Genomic DNA, 16,115 nt, shown 5'->3' on the forward strand with positions numbered 1-16,115 from the left:
GTGACGGGCGGGTCAGCGTACGGCCGCCGCGTCCTCCCGCGCCTCGTCGGCGGTGGTGAGCCCGCCCGCCGCGACGACCCGCCCGGTGCGCGCGGTGCGCCGTTCGAGGGTGGCCGAGAGGACGGCGGTGCCGAGCGCTGCCGCGGCCATCAGGGCGCCGACCCAGTTGGGCGCGGTGTAGCCCATTCCCGCGGAGATGACGATTCCGCCGAGCCAGGCGGCCAGGGCGTTGCCCAGGTTGAAGGCGCCGATGTTGGCCGCCGAGGCGAGCGTCGGCGCGTCCGGCGCCTGGTCCATGACCCGCTTCTGCAGCGGCGCCACGGTCGCGAAGCCGAAGGCTCCGATCAGCATGATGGTCGCGGCGGCCGCGACCTTGTTGTGCGCGGTGAAGGCGAACGCCGCGAGGACGACGGCGAGGCCGCCGAGGGTGAGGTACAGCATCCGCATCAGCGCCCGGTCGGCGTAGCGGCCGCCGATCAGGTTGCCGCCGACCAGGCCGAGCCCGAAGAGGACCAGCAGCCAGGTCACGGAGGAGTCGGCGTAGCCGGCCACGTGCGCCATCATCGGCGTGATGTAGGTGATGGCGGCGAAGACCCCGCCGAAGCCGAGCACGGTCATGATCATGGCCAGCCACACCTGCGGATTGCGGAAGGCCGCGAGCTCCTGGCCGAGGCGGGCGGCAGCCGGGCCGGGCCGGGTGGGAACGAGGGCGGCGATGCCGGCCAGGCCGAGTACGCCGAGGCCGGCGACGGCGAGGAAGGACGCGCGCCAGCCGAAGGTCTGGCCGATCCAGGTGCCCATGGGCACGCCGACGACATTGGCGACGGTCAGGCCGGTGAACATGGTGGCGATGGCCTGGGCCCGCTTGTGGGGGGCGACCAGGTCGGCGGCGACCACCGCGCCGATGCCGAAGAAGGCGCCGTGTGCGAAGGACGCGAGCACCCGCCCGGCGAGCAGCAGGAGGAAGGCGGGGGCGAGCGCGGAGAGCAGATTGCCCGCGATGAACAGCCCCATCAGCGTCATCAGCATCTGTTTGCGGGTGAGCCGGGTGCCGAGCAGGGTCAGCAGCGGGGCGCCGACGACGACGCCGAGGGCGTAGCCCGTGGTCGCGTATCCGGCGGTGGGGATGGAGACGTGGAACTCGTCCGCCACTTCGGGCAGCAGTCCCATGATCACGAATTCGGTGGTGCCGATACCGAAGGCGCCGATGGCGAGCGCCAGCAGGGCGAGAGGCATGTCGGGGTCCTCAGGGCGATTGCACGAGTACATGATTGCGCGGAAGCTTTGAACGCGTTGACAATAGTTGCAGACGCGCTTTACTTGCAAGCGCCGTCTTTTTCGTCGAGTGGACTACCCTGGGGGCACCACACCCAAGGAGGGGACCCATGCCGGATGCGCCGACCGACGCGCCGCCCCCGGACAAGCCACTGCCCGGCGGGCGGGCCCTCGCCCAGGGCTGGTGCGCCCTGTCCGCCCTGCACGGCCGCATCGAGACCCACGTCGAGCGCGCGCTGCAGGCCCGGCACGGCCTGAGCGTCCGCGAGTTCTCGGTGCTCAATGTGCTCAGCGAGCAGCACGACGGCCCGGGCGGTCACCTCCAGATGCGCCAGCTCGCCGACGCCGTCGTCCTCAGCCAGAGCGCCACCACCCGCCTGGTCACCCGCCTGGAGGACCGCGGGCTGCTGTCCCGCTACATCTGCCCGGACGACCGCCGCGGCATCTACACCAACGTCACCGACGCGGGCCGGGAACTGCTCGGCCAGGCCCGCCCGACCAACGACGCCGCCCTGCGCGACGCCCTCCAGGACGCCGCCGCACGGCCCGAACTGGCACCGCTGGTCACGGCCGTCGAAGGGCTGTGGGCCCCCGCGTAGGCTGCCCGCCATGAGCGACTTCGAGATCCGCCGCGCGACCGCCGACGACATACCCGCCATCGTCGCCATGCTGGCCGACGATCCGCTCGGCGCCCGGCGCGAGTCCCCGGACGACCCGGCCCCCTACCGGGCGGCGTTCGAACGGATCGACCGCGATCCGGGCCAGCGCCTGGTCGTCGCCGTACGGGACGGCCGCACGGTCGGCACCCTCCAACTCACCGTCATCCCCGGCCTGTCCCGGCGCGGCGCCACCCGTTCGATCATCGAGGCCGTGCGCATCCACTCCGACGAGCGCGGCGGCGGACTCGGCACCCAGCTGATCCAGTGGGCCATCGACGAGTCGCGCCGCGAGGGCTGTGTGCTGGTCCAGCTCACCTCGGACGCGACCCGTACCGACGCCCACCGCTTCTACGAGCGCCTCGGTTTCGAGGCCTCACACGTGGGGTTCAAGCTCGCGCTCTGACCCCGCGGGCGGGTGCCTCAGAGCGCGGCGAGGTCGATCGCCTCGGCCATCCGCCGGTAGCCCGCGTCGTTGGGGTGCTTGTGGTCGCCGCTGTCGTACGCCGCGTCGAGCGCCAGCGGATCCGACGGCGAGGCCATGACCTCGGCGAAGTCGACCACCGCGTCGAACTCGCCGGAGGTGCGGATCCATTCGTTGATCGCGGCGCGCTTCGCCTCGGAGCGCGCCGTGTGGTACTCGGCGCCCTTGAAGGGCAGGATCGTCGCGCCCACGACCCGCACCCCCCGGGCGTGGGCCCGCGCGATCAGCTCGCGGTAGCCGGCGATCACCTGCTCGGCGGAGACCTGCGGATTGGGCTTGTAGGTGGGCAGATCCACCTCGCTGAAGCCGATGTCGTTGAGCCCCTGCAGCAGGATCACCGACCTGACGCCCGGCTTGTCCAGCACATCGCGCCCGAACCGGGCGCCCGCCCGGTCCCCGTACCAGGGCGAGTCGTGCAGCAGCAGGTTCCCCCCGATGCCGGAGTTGAGCACCGGGCGCGGGGTGCCGGCCGCCGCCAAGCGCTCCGCCAGCAGGTCCGGCCAGCGGCTGTTGGCGTCGTAGGTCGAGCCGAAGCCGTCGGTGATGGAGTCGCCGAAGGCGACCACGGAGCCGCGCCGTCCGGCGCCGCCGGTCAGCTCCACGTCCGAGAGGTAGTACCAGGAGTGGGTGGACGAGGTGAAGGCCGCGCCCGTACGGTCGGCCCCGTGATCGCCCTCCGCGCGGTAGCTCTTCGCATAGGCCTGGGCGTGGAACGTGGACGGACCGGTCGGCTCCGCGAAGTACAGCGTCACCGTCAGCGACTCGAAGGGCGCCACGCGCACCGGCGCCGCGTCGCTGGCCGTCTCGCCGCCCGCCGGGATCGTCACCGACCGGCGGTGCCCGAAGGTCAGCCTGCGCAGGCTCCCGGCCTCGACCGACGCGCCGGCCGCGGTCCGGGCGACGGTCGCGCCCTCGATGCGCAGCGGCTCGGTGCCGTACAGGTTCGACAGTTTGATCCGGGCCGCGGTGCCGCCGCCGGTCACCCGCACGACCTGGCGCACGGTCTGGTCGGCGAAGCCCTTGAGGGCCCAGTTCTCCTCGAAGCCCTCGCTGGGCCGCTGGACGGGCGCCGCCCACCCGGCCGACCAGGCGGTTTCGGGCCGGGCGCTCGCGGTTCGGGCGGTGGCCGGGCCCGAGGCGGCCAGGACGGCGGTCAGGGCGAGCAGGGACGCACCGACGCGGAGCGCTGAAGAGCGCATGACGGATCTCCTTCAACCGTGGCGGACGCGGGGCCGCCGGACGTGTGTACGGAGATCAGCCTGGGGCGCTGCGCGGGGCCCACCCAGCCCCCGCCGGTGCGTACCACCGCCAGGGTCAGGCACGGGCCCAAGCCGGGGCGCGCCTCACGCCCCCGGGCGCCACCCCTTCGCGTCCACCCCGCCCGGCACCGCCCCATCGGCCTCGTACGGCTCCCGTGTGAAGACGAAGGTGCCCAGATCGAGGTGGACGTTGTCCGCCCCGCCGTACGGACCGCCGCCCGCGCCCCGCACCACGCGCAGCGTCTCCCCCGCGTAGTAGCCGTCGAGCCCGGTCCAGGTGCCGTCCGGCTCCGCCCGGAACCGCGAGCCGCGGCCCCTCCCGTTCAGCGGGCGCAGCTCGAGCCCCCGCCCGGGGCGCAGATGCAGCAGGAAGGGGGTGGGGCCCCAGTACCAGGGCCCGGTCAGGGCCACCAGTTCCGGGTCGGCCTCGGGCAGCGGACGCCAGGGCGCGGGCACGGGGGGCTCGTGCTCGGCCGCGATCCGTACGAGGTCGGCGGCGACGGCGCCGACCGCGGGCCCGGAGGTGGCGTTGGCCAGCGCGATCCCGGCCAGCCCGTCCTCCGGGCTCGCCCACAGGGCGGCCAGGAAGCCCGGCATGGAGCCGGTGTGGCCGACGAGGACGCGGCCGTCGCGGCGGGTCAGCTGGATGCCGAGACCGTAGCCGGCGTCCCAGTCGTCGTCCTCGGGCGCGGCCGCCGGGGCCCGCATCTCGGCCAGCGTCCGGGGGTCGAGCACCCGTTCGTCCCCGTCCATCAGGAACGCGGCGTACCGGGCCAGGTCGGTGGCCGTCGACCACAGCTGCCCGGCCGGGGCCATCCGGCCGGTGTCCACGGCGGGTTCGGGCAGCAGCACATCCGCCCAGGGGTGCACCGCCCAGCCCTCGGCGTGCGGCGGCCGCGGCAGCGGCGAGGTGCGCGCCATCTCCAGCGGCTCCAGCACCTCGCGCCGCAGCACCTGGTCCCAGGGCGCGCCGCGCAGCTGTTCGACGACCGCGCCCAGCAGTGCGAAGCCGGGGTTGGAGTAGTGGTGGCGGCGGCCGGCGGGGTGGCGCAGCGGGCGCTCCCCGAAGATGTCGGCCGTCTCGGGGCGCAGTTCGCCCGGCGTGCGCTCCCACCACGGGCCTCGGGCCTCCGCCGCCAGGCCCGAGGTGTGGGAGAGCAGTTGGGCGATGGTCGCGTCCCCGGCCTCCGGCACGTCCAGGTGGCGGGACAGCGGGTCGCCGAGATGCAGCAGCCCCTCGTCGCGCAGCCGCATCACCAGCACCGCCACAAAGGTCTTGGTGAGCGATCCGATGCGGTACTGGGTGTTGGCGTCGGGCGACTGCCCTCCGGCCCGTCGCCCACCGCCCACCCGTCGCCCGCCTCCCACCCGTCGCCCACCGCCACCCTCAGCGGAGGCGCCCAGCTCACCGCGCGCCCCCGCCCACCACAGCCGCCCGTCCCGCACCACCGCGCCCACGAGGGACGGCGCGCGGCCCTCGCTCTGGCCGACGGCGATCCGGCGGAGCAGGGCGCGGTGGGTGGCGGGCAGCGGCTGTGCGGTCTCATCCATGGGCGCGGTCATGCCCGCACCCTATGTCCCGCGCCGCCTGTCCGACGGGGCGTTTCCCCAGGCCCGTCGGCCGGCTCTGGCATTGACGTCGGCGTCAAGGTCTACCGTCGTGGCCATGCGGATCGGAGAGCTGGCCGAACGGGCGGGTACGACCACCCGCACGCTGCGCTACTACGAGACGCTCGGGCTGCTGCCCGCGCGCCGCGCGGGCAACGGATACCGGGCGTACGACGAGGACGACCTGCGGCTGCTGCGGCAGATACAGACGCTGCGGGACTTCGGCTTCGGCCTGGAGGAGACCCGGCCGTTCGTGGAGTGTCTGCGCGCCGGTCACCCCGCGGGCGACTCCTGCCCGGCCTCGCTCGAGGTGTACCGCCGCAAGCTGGCCGAGCTGGACGAGTGCATCGCGCGGCTCAACGGCGTACGGCAGCAGGTCGGGGCACAGCTCGCCGAGGCGGAGCGGGCGGTGGCCGCGCTGGAGGCCGCGGCGACGGCACCGGGCGGCCCCGAGCCGCGCTGCGAGCTCGACCCGCATGACACGGACGGGACGACGGAGAGGAGAACGGAATGACGACGACGCAGACCGGGGGAGTGGTCACGGTCACGGACGACACCTTCCAGCGGGAGGTGCTGGAGTCCGGGCTGCCGGTGCTGGTGGAGTTCACGGCCTCGTGGTGCCCGCCGTGCCGGATGATCGCGCCGGTGCTGGCAGAGGTGGCCCGGGAGGAGGCACACCGGCTCAAGGTGGTCGAGCTGGACGTGGACGCCAATCCGGCCACCACTGCGGCGTACGGCGTGCTGTCCATGCCGACGCTGATGGTGTTCCGGGACGGGGAGCCGGTGCGGTCGATGGTCGGCGCCCGCCCCAAGCGGCGGCTGCTGGAGGAGCTGGCCGACGTGGTGTAGTCGCCGGCGCCCCTGAGCACTCAGGTCTGGGCCATGTCCACGAAGCGTGAGTAGTGGCCCTGGAAGGCGACCGTGATCGTGGCCGTCGGGCCGTTACGGTGCTTGGCCACGATCAGGTCCGCCTCGCCCGCCCGCGGCGACTCCTTCTCGTACGCGTCCTCGCGGTGGAGCAGGATGACCATGTCGGCGTCCTGCTCGATGGAACCACTCTCACGCAGGTCCGAGACCATCGGCTTCTTGTCCGTGCGCTGCTCGGGGCCTCGGTTGAGCTGCGAGAGCGCGATGACCGGCACTTCCAGCTCCTTGGCCAGCAGCTTGAGGTTTCGCGACATGTCCGAGACCTCCTGCTGACGGCTCTCGGGGCGCCGCGCACCGCCGGACTGCATCAGCTGGAGATAGTCGATGACCACCAGCTGCAGGTCGTTGCGCTGCTTGAGACGGCGGCACTTGGCCCGGATCTCCATCATCGACAGGTTCGGGGAGTCGTCGATATAGAGGGGGGCGGCGGACACATCGGGCATGCGGCGGGCCAGCCGCGTCCAGTCCTCGTCCGTCATGCTTCCGGACCGCATGTGGTGCAGCGCCACCCGGGCCTCGGCGGACAGCAGGCGCATGGCGATCTCGTTGCGCCCCATCTCCAGGGAGAAGATGACGCTGGGCATGTTGTTCTTGATGGAGCAGGCGCGCGCGAAGTCCAGGGCGAGGGTGGACTTGCCCATCGCGGGACGGGCGGCGATGACGATCATCTGGCCGGGGTGCAGCCCGTTCGTCAGCGCGTCCAGGTCGGTGAAGCCGGTGGGCACACCGGACATCTGGCCGCTGCGGGAGCCGATGGCCTCGATCTCGTCGAGCGCGCCCTCCATGATGTCGCCGAGCGGCAGATAGTCCTCGCTGGTGCGCTGCTCGGTGACGGCGTAGATCTCCGCCTGGGCGTTGTTGACGATCTCATCCACATCGCCGTCGGCCGCGTATCCCATCTGGGTGATGCGGGTGCCGGCCTCGACCAGACGGCGCAGCACCGCGCGCTCATGGACGATCTCGGCGTAGTACTCGGCGTTGGCGGCGGTGGGGACCGACTGGACGAGGGTGTGGAGATACGAGGCGCCGCCGACGCGGGCGATCTCGCCGCGCTTGGTCAACTCGGCGGCGACCGTGATCGGGTCGGCCGGCTCGCCCTTGGCATAGAGGTCGAGAATGGCCTGATAGACCGTCTCATGGGCGGGGCGGTAGAAGTCGTTGCCCTTGAGGACCTCGACGACATCGGCGATGGCGTCCTTGGACAGCAGCATGCCGCCCAGGACCGACTGCTCGGCATCGAGGTCCTGCGGCGGTACGCGCTCGAAGCCCGCTCCCTCCCAGCCACCCGACTCCCGGCCGCGCTCATGCTGTTCGTCACGGCCGCGACCGCCTTCGCCGCGCCGGAACCGGGGGGAAGGGAACCGGTCGACCGGGCCGGAGTCCGCCCACGGGTCGTCCATGGGCTCGGGCATGCTCACCCCGCCACCTCCTCCCGTCCGCGGTGCGGACCTCACCGCGCGTCTCTTTCTTACGCCACGGCTATGACAAACAGGGCGCCCGACTTCCGGTTCCGACGCATCGGGTTCGGGGGGAATCGAGGCCGGAACAGGCGGCGGGCGCCGGACCACGGTAGGCCTCTCTCCCCCCTCAGCCAACTTGGTTATCCACAGGGCATGTGGATGACGGGTGACATCCTGTGGAGAAGTCCCGCGATCCTGTGCACGGGCCGGGGGACAGCGCTGTGGACAAACACACAATCACCCCAGACTTACGCCTCTGACCTGCGACTTCTTCATCCAGGGGCTGTGCAGGAGAAAAACTTCTCCGCCTCGATCAAGATCACGACAAACGGCGCAGAGGAGAGCGTCCCGCACCTTCGCATGTAAGGGATGCCATTGGGTTGTGTCTCTTACCTGTGGAAGATTAGATTGCCCTCATGACTCTGGCCCCCGCGACCGAGCGGAAGACCGCCCGGCGACACGATCGCGAGATCGTCGCGCTCGCCCTCCCCGCCTTCGGCGCACTGGTGGCGGAACCCCTCTTCGTGATGGTCGACAGCGCCATCGTCGGCCACCTCGGCACCCCGCAGCTCGCCGGGCTCGGCGTCGCCGCCGCCCTTCTCACCACCGCCGTCAACATCTTCGTCTTCCTCGCCTATGCCACCACGGCGGCCGTCGCCCGCCGTGTCGGCGCGGGCGATACGGCCGGAGCGCTCCGCCAGGGTCTTGACGGCATCTGGCTCGCCCTCCTCATCGGCGGCGCCGTCATCGCCGTCGCCCTGCCCACCGCCCCGGACCTCATCGGCCTCTTCGGGGCATCGGACACGGCGGCCCCCCACGCCGTCACCTATCTGCGCATCAGCGTCCTCGGCATACCCGCGATGCTGGTCGTGCTCGCCGCCACGGGTGTGCTCCGCGGCCTCCAGGACACCCGGACCCCGCTGTACGTCGCCATCGGCGGTTTCATGGCCAACGCCGCGCTGAACGCCGCCCTGGTCTACGGCGCCGGACTCGGCATCGCGGGCTCCGCCTGGGGCACGGTGATCGCCCAGTGCGCCATGGCCGCTGTCTACCTCGCCGTGGTCGTACGGGGCGCCCGGCGCCACGGCGCCACGCTCCGCCCCGACCTGGCCGGGATTCGGGCCTGCGCCCAGGCGGGGGTGCCGCTGCTGGTCCGCACCCTGGCCCTGCGCGCCGTCATGGTGATCGTGACAGCGATGGCAGCCCGCCTCGGCGACGACGAGGTCGCCGCCCATCAGGTCGTCCTGTCCCTGTGGAACCTGCTGGCGTTCGCCCTGGACGCCATCGCGATCGCGGGCCAGGCGATCATCGGGCGCTATCTGGGTGCGAGCGACGCCGAGGGGGCGCGCGCCGCCTGTCGCCGGATGGTCCAGTGGGGCATCGCCTCCGGGGTGGTGCTCGGGCTGCTGGTCATCGCGGCCCGGCCGCTGTTCATCCCGCTGTTCACCTCGGACCCGGCGGTACGGGACACCCTGCTGCCCGCCCTGCTGGTGACGGCCGCCATCCAGCCGGTGTCCGGGGTCGTCTTCGTCCTGGACGGGGTGCTGATGGGCGCGGGGGACGGCGGCTATCTGGCCTGGGCGATGCTCGTCACGCTGGCCGTCTTCGCCCCGGTCGCGCTGCTAATGCCCTCTCTCGGCGGCGGCCTCACGGCCCTGTGGTGGACCATGGCGCTGATGATGTCGGTCCGGCTGGTCAGCTTGTGGCTGCGCGCCCGCTCGGGCCGCTGGATCGTCACCGGCGCGGTACGCGGCTAGGCCCAGCCCGGGCCCAGAGATCGGGCGGCCGCCCGGGCCACCACACCACGGGCGCCCGGCGCCGATACCTCCAGCCGAACGCCGATACGTCCAAGGGCCGCGACCCCGGCGTGGGTCGCGGCCCTCAGTCGTGCTGTGCAGCGGGCACCTCCCAGCTACCGCTGGGGGAACCTCGGTCAGGCGGCGATGACCTCGACGCCCACCTTGGCGGCAACCTCGGCGTGCAGACGCACGGACACCTGGTGAGCGCCCAGGGTCTTGATCGGGGCGGCCACCTCGATCCGGCGCTTGTCCACCTCGGGGCCACCCGCGTCCTTGATCGCCGAAGCGATGTCGGCCGGGGTGACGGAGCCGAACAGACGGCCCGCGTCACCGGCGCGCGTCTTCAGGCGCACCTTGACGCCCTCGAGCTGCGCCTTGACCTCGTTGGCCTGCTCGATCGTGGCGATCTCGCGGATGCGACGACCGCGGCGGATCTGCTCGACGTCCTTCTCGCCGCCCTTGGTCCAGCGGATCGCCAGACCACGCGGAACCAGGTAGTTACGGGCGTAACCGTCCTTGACGTCCACGACGTCGCCGGCGGCGCCGAGGCCGGAGACCTCGTGGGTGAGGATGATCTTCATGACTCGGTCACCCTTCCCTTATCGCGCGGTGGAGGTGTAGGGCAGCAGCGCCATCTCGCGGCTGTTCTTCACGGCCGTGGCGACATCACGCTGGTGCTGGGTGCAGTTGCCGGTGACCCGGCGGGCACGGATCTTGCCGCGGTCGGAGATGAACTTCCGCAGCAGGTTCGTGTCCTTGTAGTCGACGTAGGAGATCTTCTCCTTGCAGAACACGCAAACCTTCTTCTTAGGCTTGCGAGCAGGCGGCTTCGCCATTGTCTCTCTCCAGTGTGATCAAGAAGTTTGTGCTGGTCGCCCTGACCAGACCGGGCACCGTTTCACGTGAAACAGCGGTTTCACGTGAAACAGCGCATCCGGGCCTAGAAGGGCGGCTCGTCCGAGTAGCCGCCGCCGGAGTTGCCGGAGCCACCGCCCCAGCCACCGCCGCCGCCCTGGCCGCCGGCCGGGGCGCTGGTCGCCCACGGGTCGTCGGCCGGAGCACCGCCGCCGCCCTGCTGGCCGCCGCCGGGGCCGCCGCCCCAGCCACCGCCGCCGCCCTGGCCGCCACCGCCGTATCCACCCTGGCCACCACGGCCGGTGGTCTTGGTGACCTTCGCCGTGGCGTTGCGCAGGCTGGCGCCGACCTCGTCGACGTCCAGCTCATAGACCGTGCGCTTGACCCCTTCGCGATCCTCGTAGGACCGCTGCTTCAGCCGGCCCTGCACGATGACGCGCATGCCGCGCTGAAGCGACTCGGCGACGTTCTCCGCGGCCTGCCGCCACACCGAGCACGTGAGGAAGAGGCTCTCGCCGTCCTTCCACTCGTTGGTCTGCCGGTCGAACGTACGGGGAGTGGACGCGACACGGAACTTCGCGACCGCCGCACCGGACGGGGTGAAGCGCAGCTCGGGGTCGTCGACGAGATTGCCGACGACCGTGATGACGGTCTCGCCTGCCATTGGGGGAACCTCTCGGCGGGTACTGCTGGGCTGCTTGCTACTCGTTGCGATACGGCCCGATGACCGCTGAGCGCTTACGCGGTCAGTGGGTCTCGGGACGGAGGACCTTGGTCCGGAGGACCGACTCGTTCAGGTTCAGCTGGCGGTCGAGCTCCTTGACGACCGCGGGCTCGGCCTGCAGGTCGATGACCGAGTAGATGCCCTCGGGCTTCTTCTTGATCTCGTACGAGAGACGACGACGGCCCCAGGTGTCGACCTTCTCGACCTTGCCGTTGCCCTCACGGACGACGGAAAGGAAGTTCTCGATCAGCGGGGAGACAGCGCGCTCCTCGAGATCGGGGTCGAGGATGACCATCACCTCGTAGTGACGCATGTGGAACCCACCTCCTCTGGACTCAGCGGCCACGGTCGATCCGTGGCAGGAGGGTCGTGATGCGTACCGCACCGGTGTCTGCGCAGACACCACTGCGGACGGTACACACTACCCGCCGACCGCCGCCGGGTTGAAATCCGGCCGCCTCCCACCGCAATCTGTACACATCGGGTGTGAGCGGCGTTACAGTTTCGCCGCTTTGCCATATGTGCCCATACGGAGGTGCCCCATGGCACAGGCAGCACGACCGCACCACGGACTCCTCTCCTTCCTCGACACCGACGGCAAGCCACATCCCGTCGAGAACTCCTTCGCCGCGGCGACCCTGCTGATCGGCGTGATCGCGTTCATCACCGCTCATTTCCCCCATCTCCACCTGGTCAGCTCGTGGGCGGGACTGATCGGCATCGCCACCGGACTGTGGGGACAGCTGATCTCCGCGACCACCGGGGAGCGCTTCCTGTTGATCATCGGGCTCGGCGCAGCCGGCGTCGGTTTCTATCTCGGCATGGCTCACGGCGGCCTCTTCGGCGGCGTGCTGGGCTGAGCTCGGGCCCGGTCCGTTGCCCCCGGGCCCAAACGGGGCGCGTCCTTGTCGCAGTAGGCTTCGGCGCGAGAGCCGGAGCCCCGACCCTGGGGACAAACCTGCCGAGGAGCGCCCCGCATGAGCCTGACCCTGAGGACGATCAGCCGAGAGCAGCATCTGGCGTACATCCAGAGCCTGCCCGCGGCCAGCCACATGCAGGTTCCGGCATGGGCTGACGTCAAGACGGAGTGGCGCTCGGAGAACCTCGGCTGGTTCGACGCCAGCGGCCAGCTGGTCGGTGTCGGCCTCGTCCTCTACCGGCAGCTGCCCAAGATCAAGCGCTATCTCGCCTATCTGCCCGAGGGCCCGGTCATCAACTGGTACTCGCCGCACCTCGAGGACTGGCTGCGCCCGATGCTCGCGCACCTCAAGCAGCAGGGCGCCTTCTCGGTGAAGATGGGCCCGCCGGTCATCATCCGCCGCTGGGACGCCGCCGCGATCAAGTCCGGCATCCAGAACCCGGATGTCAAGCGGCTGCGGGACATCGAGGCCACGTTCATCGAGCCGCGCGCCTTCGAGGTCTCCGACCGGCTGCGCCGCATGGGCTGGCAGCAGGGCGAGGACGGCGGGGCCGGCTTCGGCGATGTCCAGCCCCGGTACGTCTTCCAGGTGCCTCTGGAGAACCGCTCCCTGGAAGATGTCCACAAGGGCTTCAACCAGCTGTGGCGACGCAACATCAAGAAGGCCGAGAAGGCCGGTGTCGAGGTCGTCCAGGGCCAGTACGAGCATCTGGCGGAGTGGCAGCGGCTCTACGAGATCACCGCCGAGCGCGACCACTTCCGCCCGCGCCCGCTCAGCTACTTCCAGCGCATGTGGCAGGCCCTCAACTCCGAGGACCCCAACCGGATGCGGCTGTACTTCGCCATTCACGAGGGCGAGGCCGTCGCCGCCGCCACCATGCTGATCGTCGGCGGCCACGTCTGGTACTCCTACGGCGCCTCCGCCAACCACAAGCGCGAGGTCCGGCCCTCGAACGCGATGCAGTGGCGCATGCTGCGCGACGCCTACGCGCTGGGCGCCACCGTCTACGACCTGCGGGGCATCAGCGACTCGCTGGACGAGAACGACCACCTCTTCGGTCTCATCCAGTTCAAGGTGGGCACCGGCGGTCAGGCCGCCGAATACCTCGGCGAGTGGGACTTCCCCCTCAACAAGCTGCTGCACAAGGCGCTGGACATCTACATGTCGCGACGCTGACTTCCCCGAATTCTCGACTCTCCACCTACGCTGCATACCTTCAATACACCGCGGCCACGAGAAAGGTTCCGGGACCGGTCAATGGCGCTCACCCTCTACGTCGACACCGCGCGCTGGCGGGCTCACCAGCAGTTGGTGATCCAGCAGTTCCCCGGCATAGTCCCGGTCTGCAAAGGCAACGGGTACGGCTTCGGCCATGAGCGGCTGGCCGAGGAAGCCAGCCGCATCGGCTCCGACATCCTCGCGGTGGGGACCACGTACGAGGCCGCCCGGATGAAGGACTACTTCAGCGGTGACCTGCTGGTCCTCACCCCCTTCCGCCGGGGCGAGGAGCCCGTGCCGCTGCCGGACCGGGTGATCCGCTCGGTCTCGTCGGTCGACGGTGTCTACGGCCTGGTGAACGCGCGCGTGGTCATCGAGGTCATGAGCAGCATGAAGCGCCATGGCGTCGCGGAGGCGGACCTTCCCAAGCTGCACGCCGCGATAGAGAACGTCCGGCTGGAGGGCTTCGCCATCCACCTCCCCCTGGACCGCACGGACGGACTGGACGGGGTCGAGGAGGTCATCGCCTGGATGGACCGGCTGCGCGCCGCCCGGCTGCCGCTGCACACCATGTTCGTCAGCCACCTCAAGTCCGAGGAGCTGGCCCGGCTGCAGCAGCAGTTCCCGCAGACCCGGTTCCGCGCCCGCATCGGCACCCGGCTGTGGCTCGGCGACCACGATTCGACCCAGTACCGGGGCGCGGTGCTCGACGTCACCCGGGTCGCCAAGGGCGACCGCTTCGGCTACCGCCAGCAGAAGACGGCCTCCGACGGCCATCTGGTGGTCGTGGCGGGCGGCACCTCCCACGGCGTCGGCCTGGAGGCCCCCAAGGCCCTGCACGGCATGATGCCGCGCGCCAAGGGCGTCGCCCGCGCCGGGCTCGCGACCGTCAACCGCAACCTGTCGCCGTTCGTGTGGGCGGGCAAGCAGCGGTGGTTCGCCGAACCGCCGCATATGCAGGTGTCCATCCTGTTCGTACCGGGCGACGTCGCACCCCCCCAGGTGGGCGACGAACTGGTGGCCCATCTGCGGCACACCACGACCCAGTTCGACCGGCTGCTCGACCGCTGAGCCACCCGGCCGAGTCCCCACCGGTCACAACGGTCAGGGCCCGGAGCCGCGCGACGATCGCGGCTCCGGGCCCTTCGCGGTTCCCGTCCCGTCCGGCGGGAGCTCACTCGCGTCTGACGCCCCACTCCACCCGGGCCGGCCCTTCGTAGGCCGTCGCGTGCCGCGCCTCCCCCAGGACGAACGCGTCCGGGGCCCGGTCCAGCACGCCGCCCGACGGGTCGTCCGACCCGTCCCGGCGCACCACGTCCCGCTCGGGCACCAGCACATCCCTCACGACCAGGGCGCACAGGTACAGCGTCCCCAGCACATGGACGATCACCGCCAGCTGGTACCCCTCCGGCGGCAGCCCCCGGTGCTGGTCGCCGCTGCCCGTGTACGCGAGGTACATCCAGATCCCGAGGAAATACAGCACCTCGCACGCCTGCCACACCAGGAAGTCGCGCCACCGGGGCCGGGCCAGGGCCGCCAGCGGGATCAGCCACAGCACGTACTGCGGCGAATAGACCTTGTTGGTGACCACGAAGGCGGCGACGACCAGGAACGCTATCTGCGCCAGGCGCGGGCGCCGCGGCGCGCACAGGACGAGCGCGGCGATACCGGCGCAGGCCAGCAGCATCAGCAGCGTGGCGTACACGTTGACGTTGTCGAGGGGGTCCCCGGTGCGCTGGGAGACGACCAGCCACAGGGAGCCGAAGTCGACCGGCCGGTCCCGGCTGAAGGTGTAGAAGGTGAGCCAGCCCTCGCGGATGTGCAGGCCTCCGCGGCTGCTGATCATCACCGGCACGTTCACCACCAGCCAGGCCCCCAGCGCCCCGCCCAGCGCCGTCCCGAAGGCGCGCAGCCGGCCGGCCCGCAGACACAGCAGCAGCAGCGCCCCGAGCAGCAGCACCGGATAGAACTTCGCGGCCGTCGCCAGTCCCAGCAGGATGCCCGCCGCCACGGGACGGCTGCGCGACCACATGAGTATCCCGGCGGATGTGAGCGCGACAGCGAAGAGATCCCAGTTGACGGTCGCGGTGAGCGCGAAGGCGGGGGCGAGGGCGACCAGCAGGGCGTCCCAGGGACGGCGGCGGTGCGTGCGCGAGACACAGACGGCGACGACCGCGGCGCAGACCATGAGCATGCCCGCATTGATCATCCAGTAGATCTGCTCCTGGTGCTGGAGGGATCCGCCGTGCGGGGTGAGCCGGGCGGCGACCTCCATGAAGAGGCCGGTGAGGACCGGGTACTCCAGGTAGTCCATCCCGTCCGCCGCGCCCGGTATGCGGTCGAAGTACGGAACGACGTTCTCCGCGAAGCCGCGGCCCACGTACAGATGCGGCATGTCGGAGTAGCAGGCGTGGGTGTACTGGGCGGTGGCCCCGTAGAACCAGCCGCCGTTGTAGCAGGGCAGCTTCTGCACCATGCCGAGGGCGAACATCCCGATGGCGACGAGCGCGATGATCCGCACCGGCGTCCACCAGCTGACCCCGAACAGCGCCCGCCGCCCGGCCGGCCCGCCGATCAGCTCGCTGCCGGCCGCGGCCACCGCGTCTTCGGCGGTCGGCCGTACGGGCTCGGCCCCCGGATCCCTGCGCACGCTCGTCATGGACCCATCCTGCCGTACGAGCCGGGCCGAGGCCGTGAGGCCCGCCTCCAGGGCCCCGGACGGCGAAAGGGACCGGAATCCGGGGGAGGGCCGGGAAATGGCCGGGGGCGGGCTCCGACGCCCCCCTGGGAGGGCCCGTGCGGGTCCGGGAGCCTGGAGAAACGGCGGCGGGGGGGGGGGGGGGGGGGGGGGGGCGCCGGCGCCCCCCCCCCCCCCGGGGTGGGGCGGGGGGGGGAGCACGACGGCGGGCCGGCCGCGCACCCAGCACACC

Annotated in this window: 17 protein-coding genes; 8 read left to right on the forward strand and 9 right to left on the reverse strand. The window is 71.3% G+C overall.

Translation table 11 applies throughout. From position 1 onward, the window contains the following. Positions 1 to 12: 12 nt before the first annotated feature. Entirely contained in the window at positions 13 to 1,236 is a 1,224-nt protein-coding gene (locus ACFZDL_RS40100) for an MFS transporter (RefSeq protein ID WP_353590143.1), read from the reverse strand. 149 nt (positions 1,237 to 1,385) lie between these two features. On the opposite strand from ACFZDL_RS40100, the gene ACFZDL_RS40105 reads away from it, so the two are divergent. After that, positions 1,386 to 1,874 carry a MarR family transcriptional regulator gene (locus ACFZDL_RS40105; protein WP_353590142.1) on the forward strand — a complete coding sequence of 163 codons (489 nt, stop codon included), beginning with the start codon at positions 1,386 to 1,388 and terminating at the stop codon, positions 1,872 to 1,874. A 10-nt stretch (positions 1,875 to 1,884) separates the two neighbouring features. After that, positions 1,885 to 2,337: a GNAT family N-acetyltransferase gene (locus tag ACFZDL_RS40110; RefSeq protein WP_353590141.1), complete on the forward strand. Its 453-nt coding sequence runs from the start codon at positions 1,885 to 1,887 to the stop codon at positions 2,335 to 2,337. A 17-nt stretch (positions 2,338 to 2,354) separates the two neighbouring features. Here ACFZDL_RS40110 and ACFZDL_RS40115 read toward each other — a convergent pair whose 3' ends face one another. Together ACFZDL_RS40115 and ACFZDL_RS40120 are read right to left on the reverse strand one after the other, a co-directional pair. Beyond that, a complete protein-coding gene (locus ACFZDL_RS40115) occupies positions 2,355 to 3,614 on the reverse strand; it encodes an SGNH/GDSL hydrolase family protein (protein ID WP_353590140.1) in 1,260 nt (419 codons plus the stop codon). Positions 3,615 to 3,758: 144 nt separating this feature from the next. Beyond that, a complete protein-coding gene (locus tag ACFZDL_RS40120; RefSeq protein ID WP_353590139.1) occupies positions 3,759 to 5,237 on the reverse strand; it encodes a serine hydrolase domain-containing protein in 1,479 nt (492 codons plus the stop codon). Positions 5,238 to 5,340: 103 nt separating this feature from the next. Here ACFZDL_RS40120 and ACFZDL_RS40125 point away from each other — a divergent pair, with 103 nt between their 5' ends. Both ACFZDL_RS40125 and trxA read left to right on the forward strand, forming a co-directional pair. Continuing rightward, a complete protein-coding gene (locus ACFZDL_RS40125) occupies positions 5,341 to 5,796 on the forward strand; it encodes a MerR family transcriptional regulator (RefSeq protein WP_353590138.1) in 456 nt (151 codons plus the stop codon). Beyond that, entirely contained in the window at positions 5,793 to 6,131 is a 339-nt protein-coding gene (gene trxA, locus ACFZDL_RS40130) for a thioredoxin (RefSeq protein ID WP_353590137.1), read from the forward strand. The genes ACFZDL_RS40125 and trxA overlap by 4 nt, the downstream gene beginning before the upstream one ends. Positions 6,132 to 6,151: 20 nt before the next feature. Here trxA and dnaB read toward each other — a convergent pair whose 3' ends face one another. After that, complete coding sequence (gene dnaB, locus ACFZDL_RS40135; RefSeq protein ID WP_353590455.1) at positions 6,152 to 7,609, reverse strand: replicative DNA helicase; 1,458 nt, start codon at positions 7,607 to 7,609, stop codon at positions 6,152 to 6,154. Positions 7,610 to 8,085: 476 nt separating this feature from the next. Here dnaB and ACFZDL_RS40140 point away from each other — a divergent pair, with 476 nt between their 5' ends. Beyond that, positions 8,086 to 9,426, forward strand: a complete 1,341-nt coding sequence (locus ACFZDL_RS40140; RefSeq protein WP_353590136.1) for an MATE family efflux transporter — start codon at positions 8,086 to 8,088, stop codon at positions 9,424 to 9,426. A gap of 176 nt (positions 9,427 to 9,602) precedes the next feature. Here ACFZDL_RS40140 and rplI read toward each other — a convergent pair whose 3' ends face one another. From rplI to rpsF, 4 genes are all read right to left on the reverse strand, one after another. Continuing rightward, the gene (rplI, locus tag ACFZDL_RS40145; RefSeq protein WP_353590135.1) at positions 9,603 to 10,049 is read right to left on the reverse strand and encodes a 50S ribosomal protein L9; all 447 of its coding nucleotides are present in this window, start codon (positions 10,047 to 10,049) and stop codon (positions 9,603 to 9,605) included. Between the two features lie 18 nt (positions 10,050 to 10,067). Next, positions 10,068 to 10,304, reverse strand: a complete 237-nt coding sequence (rpsR, locus tag ACFZDL_RS40150) for a 30S ribosomal protein S18 (RefSeq protein WP_003978893.1) — start codon at positions 10,302 to 10,304, stop codon at positions 10,068 to 10,070. 104 nt (positions 10,305 to 10,408) lie between these two features. Then, a complete protein-coding gene (locus ACFZDL_RS40155; RefSeq protein ID WP_353590134.1) occupies positions 10,409 to 10,987 on the reverse strand; it encodes a single-stranded DNA-binding protein in 579 nt (192 codons plus the stop codon). A gap of 82 nt (positions 10,988 to 11,069) precedes the next feature. Beyond that, positions 11,070 to 11,360 (reverse strand): 30S ribosomal protein S6, encoded by a 291-nt coding sequence (gene rpsF, locus ACFZDL_RS40160; RefSeq protein WP_030827724.1) that lies wholly within the window; start codon positions 11,358 to 11,360, stop codon positions 11,070 to 11,072. 229 nt (positions 11,361 to 11,589) lie between these two features. Here rpsF and ACFZDL_RS40165 point away from each other — a divergent pair, with 229 nt between their 5' ends. The 3 genes from ACFZDL_RS40165 to ACFZDL_RS40175 all read left to right on the forward strand — a co-directional run bounded on the left by ACFZDL_RS40165 (position 11,590) and on the right by ACFZDL_RS40175 (position 14,256). Further along, positions 11,590 to 11,907, forward strand: a complete 318-nt coding sequence (locus ACFZDL_RS40165; protein WP_353590133.1) for a hypothetical protein — start codon at positions 11,590 to 11,592, stop codon at positions 11,905 to 11,907. A gap of 117 nt (positions 11,908 to 12,024) precedes the next feature. Beyond that, positions 12,025 to 13,143, forward strand: a complete 1,119-nt coding sequence (locus ACFZDL_RS40170) for a peptidoglycan bridge formation glycyltransferase FemA/FemB family protein (protein WP_353590132.1) — start codon at positions 12,025 to 12,027, stop codon at positions 13,141 to 13,143. An 81-nt stretch (positions 13,144 to 13,224) separates the two neighbouring features. Further along, positions 13,225 to 14,256, forward strand: a complete 1,032-nt coding sequence (locus ACFZDL_RS40175) for an alanine racemase (protein WP_353590131.1) — start codon at positions 13,225 to 13,227, stop codon at positions 14,254 to 14,256. Between the two features lie 103 nt (positions 14,257 to 14,359). Here ACFZDL_RS40175 and ACFZDL_RS40180 read toward each other — a convergent pair whose 3' ends face one another. Further along, positions 14,360 to 15,844 (reverse strand): glycosyltransferase 87 family protein, encoded by a 1,485-nt coding sequence (locus ACFZDL_RS40180; protein WP_353590130.1) that lies wholly within the window; start codon positions 15,842 to 15,844, stop codon positions 14,360 to 14,362. Between the last annotated feature and the right edge of the window lie 271 nt (positions 15,845 to 16,115).

Source organism: Streptomyces sp. NPDC007917, assembly GCF_042959105.1.
In the GTDB taxonomy this organism is placed as follows: Bacteria; Actinomycetota; Actinomycetes; order Streptomycetales; family Streptomycetaceae; genus Streptomyces.

Bases quoted from the DNA above. Each gene is read 5' to 3' on its own strand.
- rpsF (WP_030827724.1), bottom strand. From the start codon at position 11,360: ATGCGTCACTACGAGGTGATGGTCATCCTCGACCCCGATCTCGAGGAG.
- ACFZDL_RS40170 (WP_353590132.1), top strand. From the start codon at position 12,025: ATGAGCCTGACCCTGAGGACGATCAGCCGAGAGCAGCATCTGGCGTAC.
- ACFZDL_RS40140 (WP_353590136.1), top strand. From the start codon at position 8,086: ATGACTCTGGCCCCCGCGACCGAGCGGAAGACCGCCCGGCGACACGAT.
- ACFZDL_RS40115 (WP_353590140.1), bottom strand. From the start codon at position 3,614: ATGCGCTCTTCAGCGCTCCGCGTCGGTGCGTCCCTGCTCGCCCTGACC.
- ACFZDL_RS40175 (WP_353590131.1), top strand. From the start codon at position 13,225: ATGGCGCTCACCCTCTACGTCGACACCGCGCGCTGGCGGGCTCACCAG.
- trxA (WP_353590137.1), top strand. From the start codon at position 5,793: ATGACGACGACGCAGACCGGGGGAGTGGTCACGGTCACGGACGACACC.
- ACFZDL_RS40105 (WP_353590142.1), top strand. From the start codon at position 1,386: ATGCCGGATGCGCCGACCGACGCGCCGCCCCCGGACAAGCCACTGCCC.
- ACFZDL_RS40155 (WP_353590134.1), bottom strand. From the start codon at position 10,987: ATGGCAGGCGAGACCGTCATCACGGTCGTCGGCAATCTCGTCGACGAC.
- ACFZDL_RS40180 (WP_353590130.1), bottom strand. From the start codon at position 15,844: ATGACGAGCGTGCGCAGGGATCCGGGGGCCGAGCCCGTACGGCCGACC.
- rplI (WP_353590135.1), bottom strand. From the start codon at position 10,049: ATGAAGATCATCCTCACCCACGAGGTCTCCGGCCTCGGCGCCGCCGGC.
- ACFZDL_RS40125 (WP_353590138.1), top strand. From the start codon at position 5,341: ATGCGGATCGGAGAGCTGGCCGAACGGGCGGGTACGACCACCCGCACG.
- dnaB (WP_353590455.1), bottom strand. From the start codon at position 7,609: ATGGACGACCCGTGGGCGGACTCCGGCCCGGTCGACCGGTTCCCTTCC.
- ACFZDL_RS40165 (WP_353590133.1), top strand. From the start codon at position 11,590: ATGGCACAGGCAGCACGACCGCACCACGGACTCCTCTCCTTCCTCGAC.
- ACFZDL_RS40120 (WP_353590139.1), bottom strand. From the start codon at position 5,237: ATGACCGCGCCCATGGATGAGACCGCACAGCCGCTGCCCGCCACCCAC.
- rpsR (WP_003978893.1), bottom strand. From the start codon at position 10,304: ATGGCGAAGCCGCCTGCTCGCAAGCCTAAGAAGAAGGTTTGCGTGTTC.
- ACFZDL_RS40100 (WP_353590143.1), bottom strand. From the start codon at position 1,236: ATGCCTCTCGCCCTGCTGGCGCTCGCCATCGGCGCCTTCGGTATCGGC.
- ACFZDL_RS40110 (WP_353590141.1), top strand. From the start codon at position 1,885: ATGAGCGACTTCGAGATCCGCCGCGCGACCGCCGACGACATACCCGCC.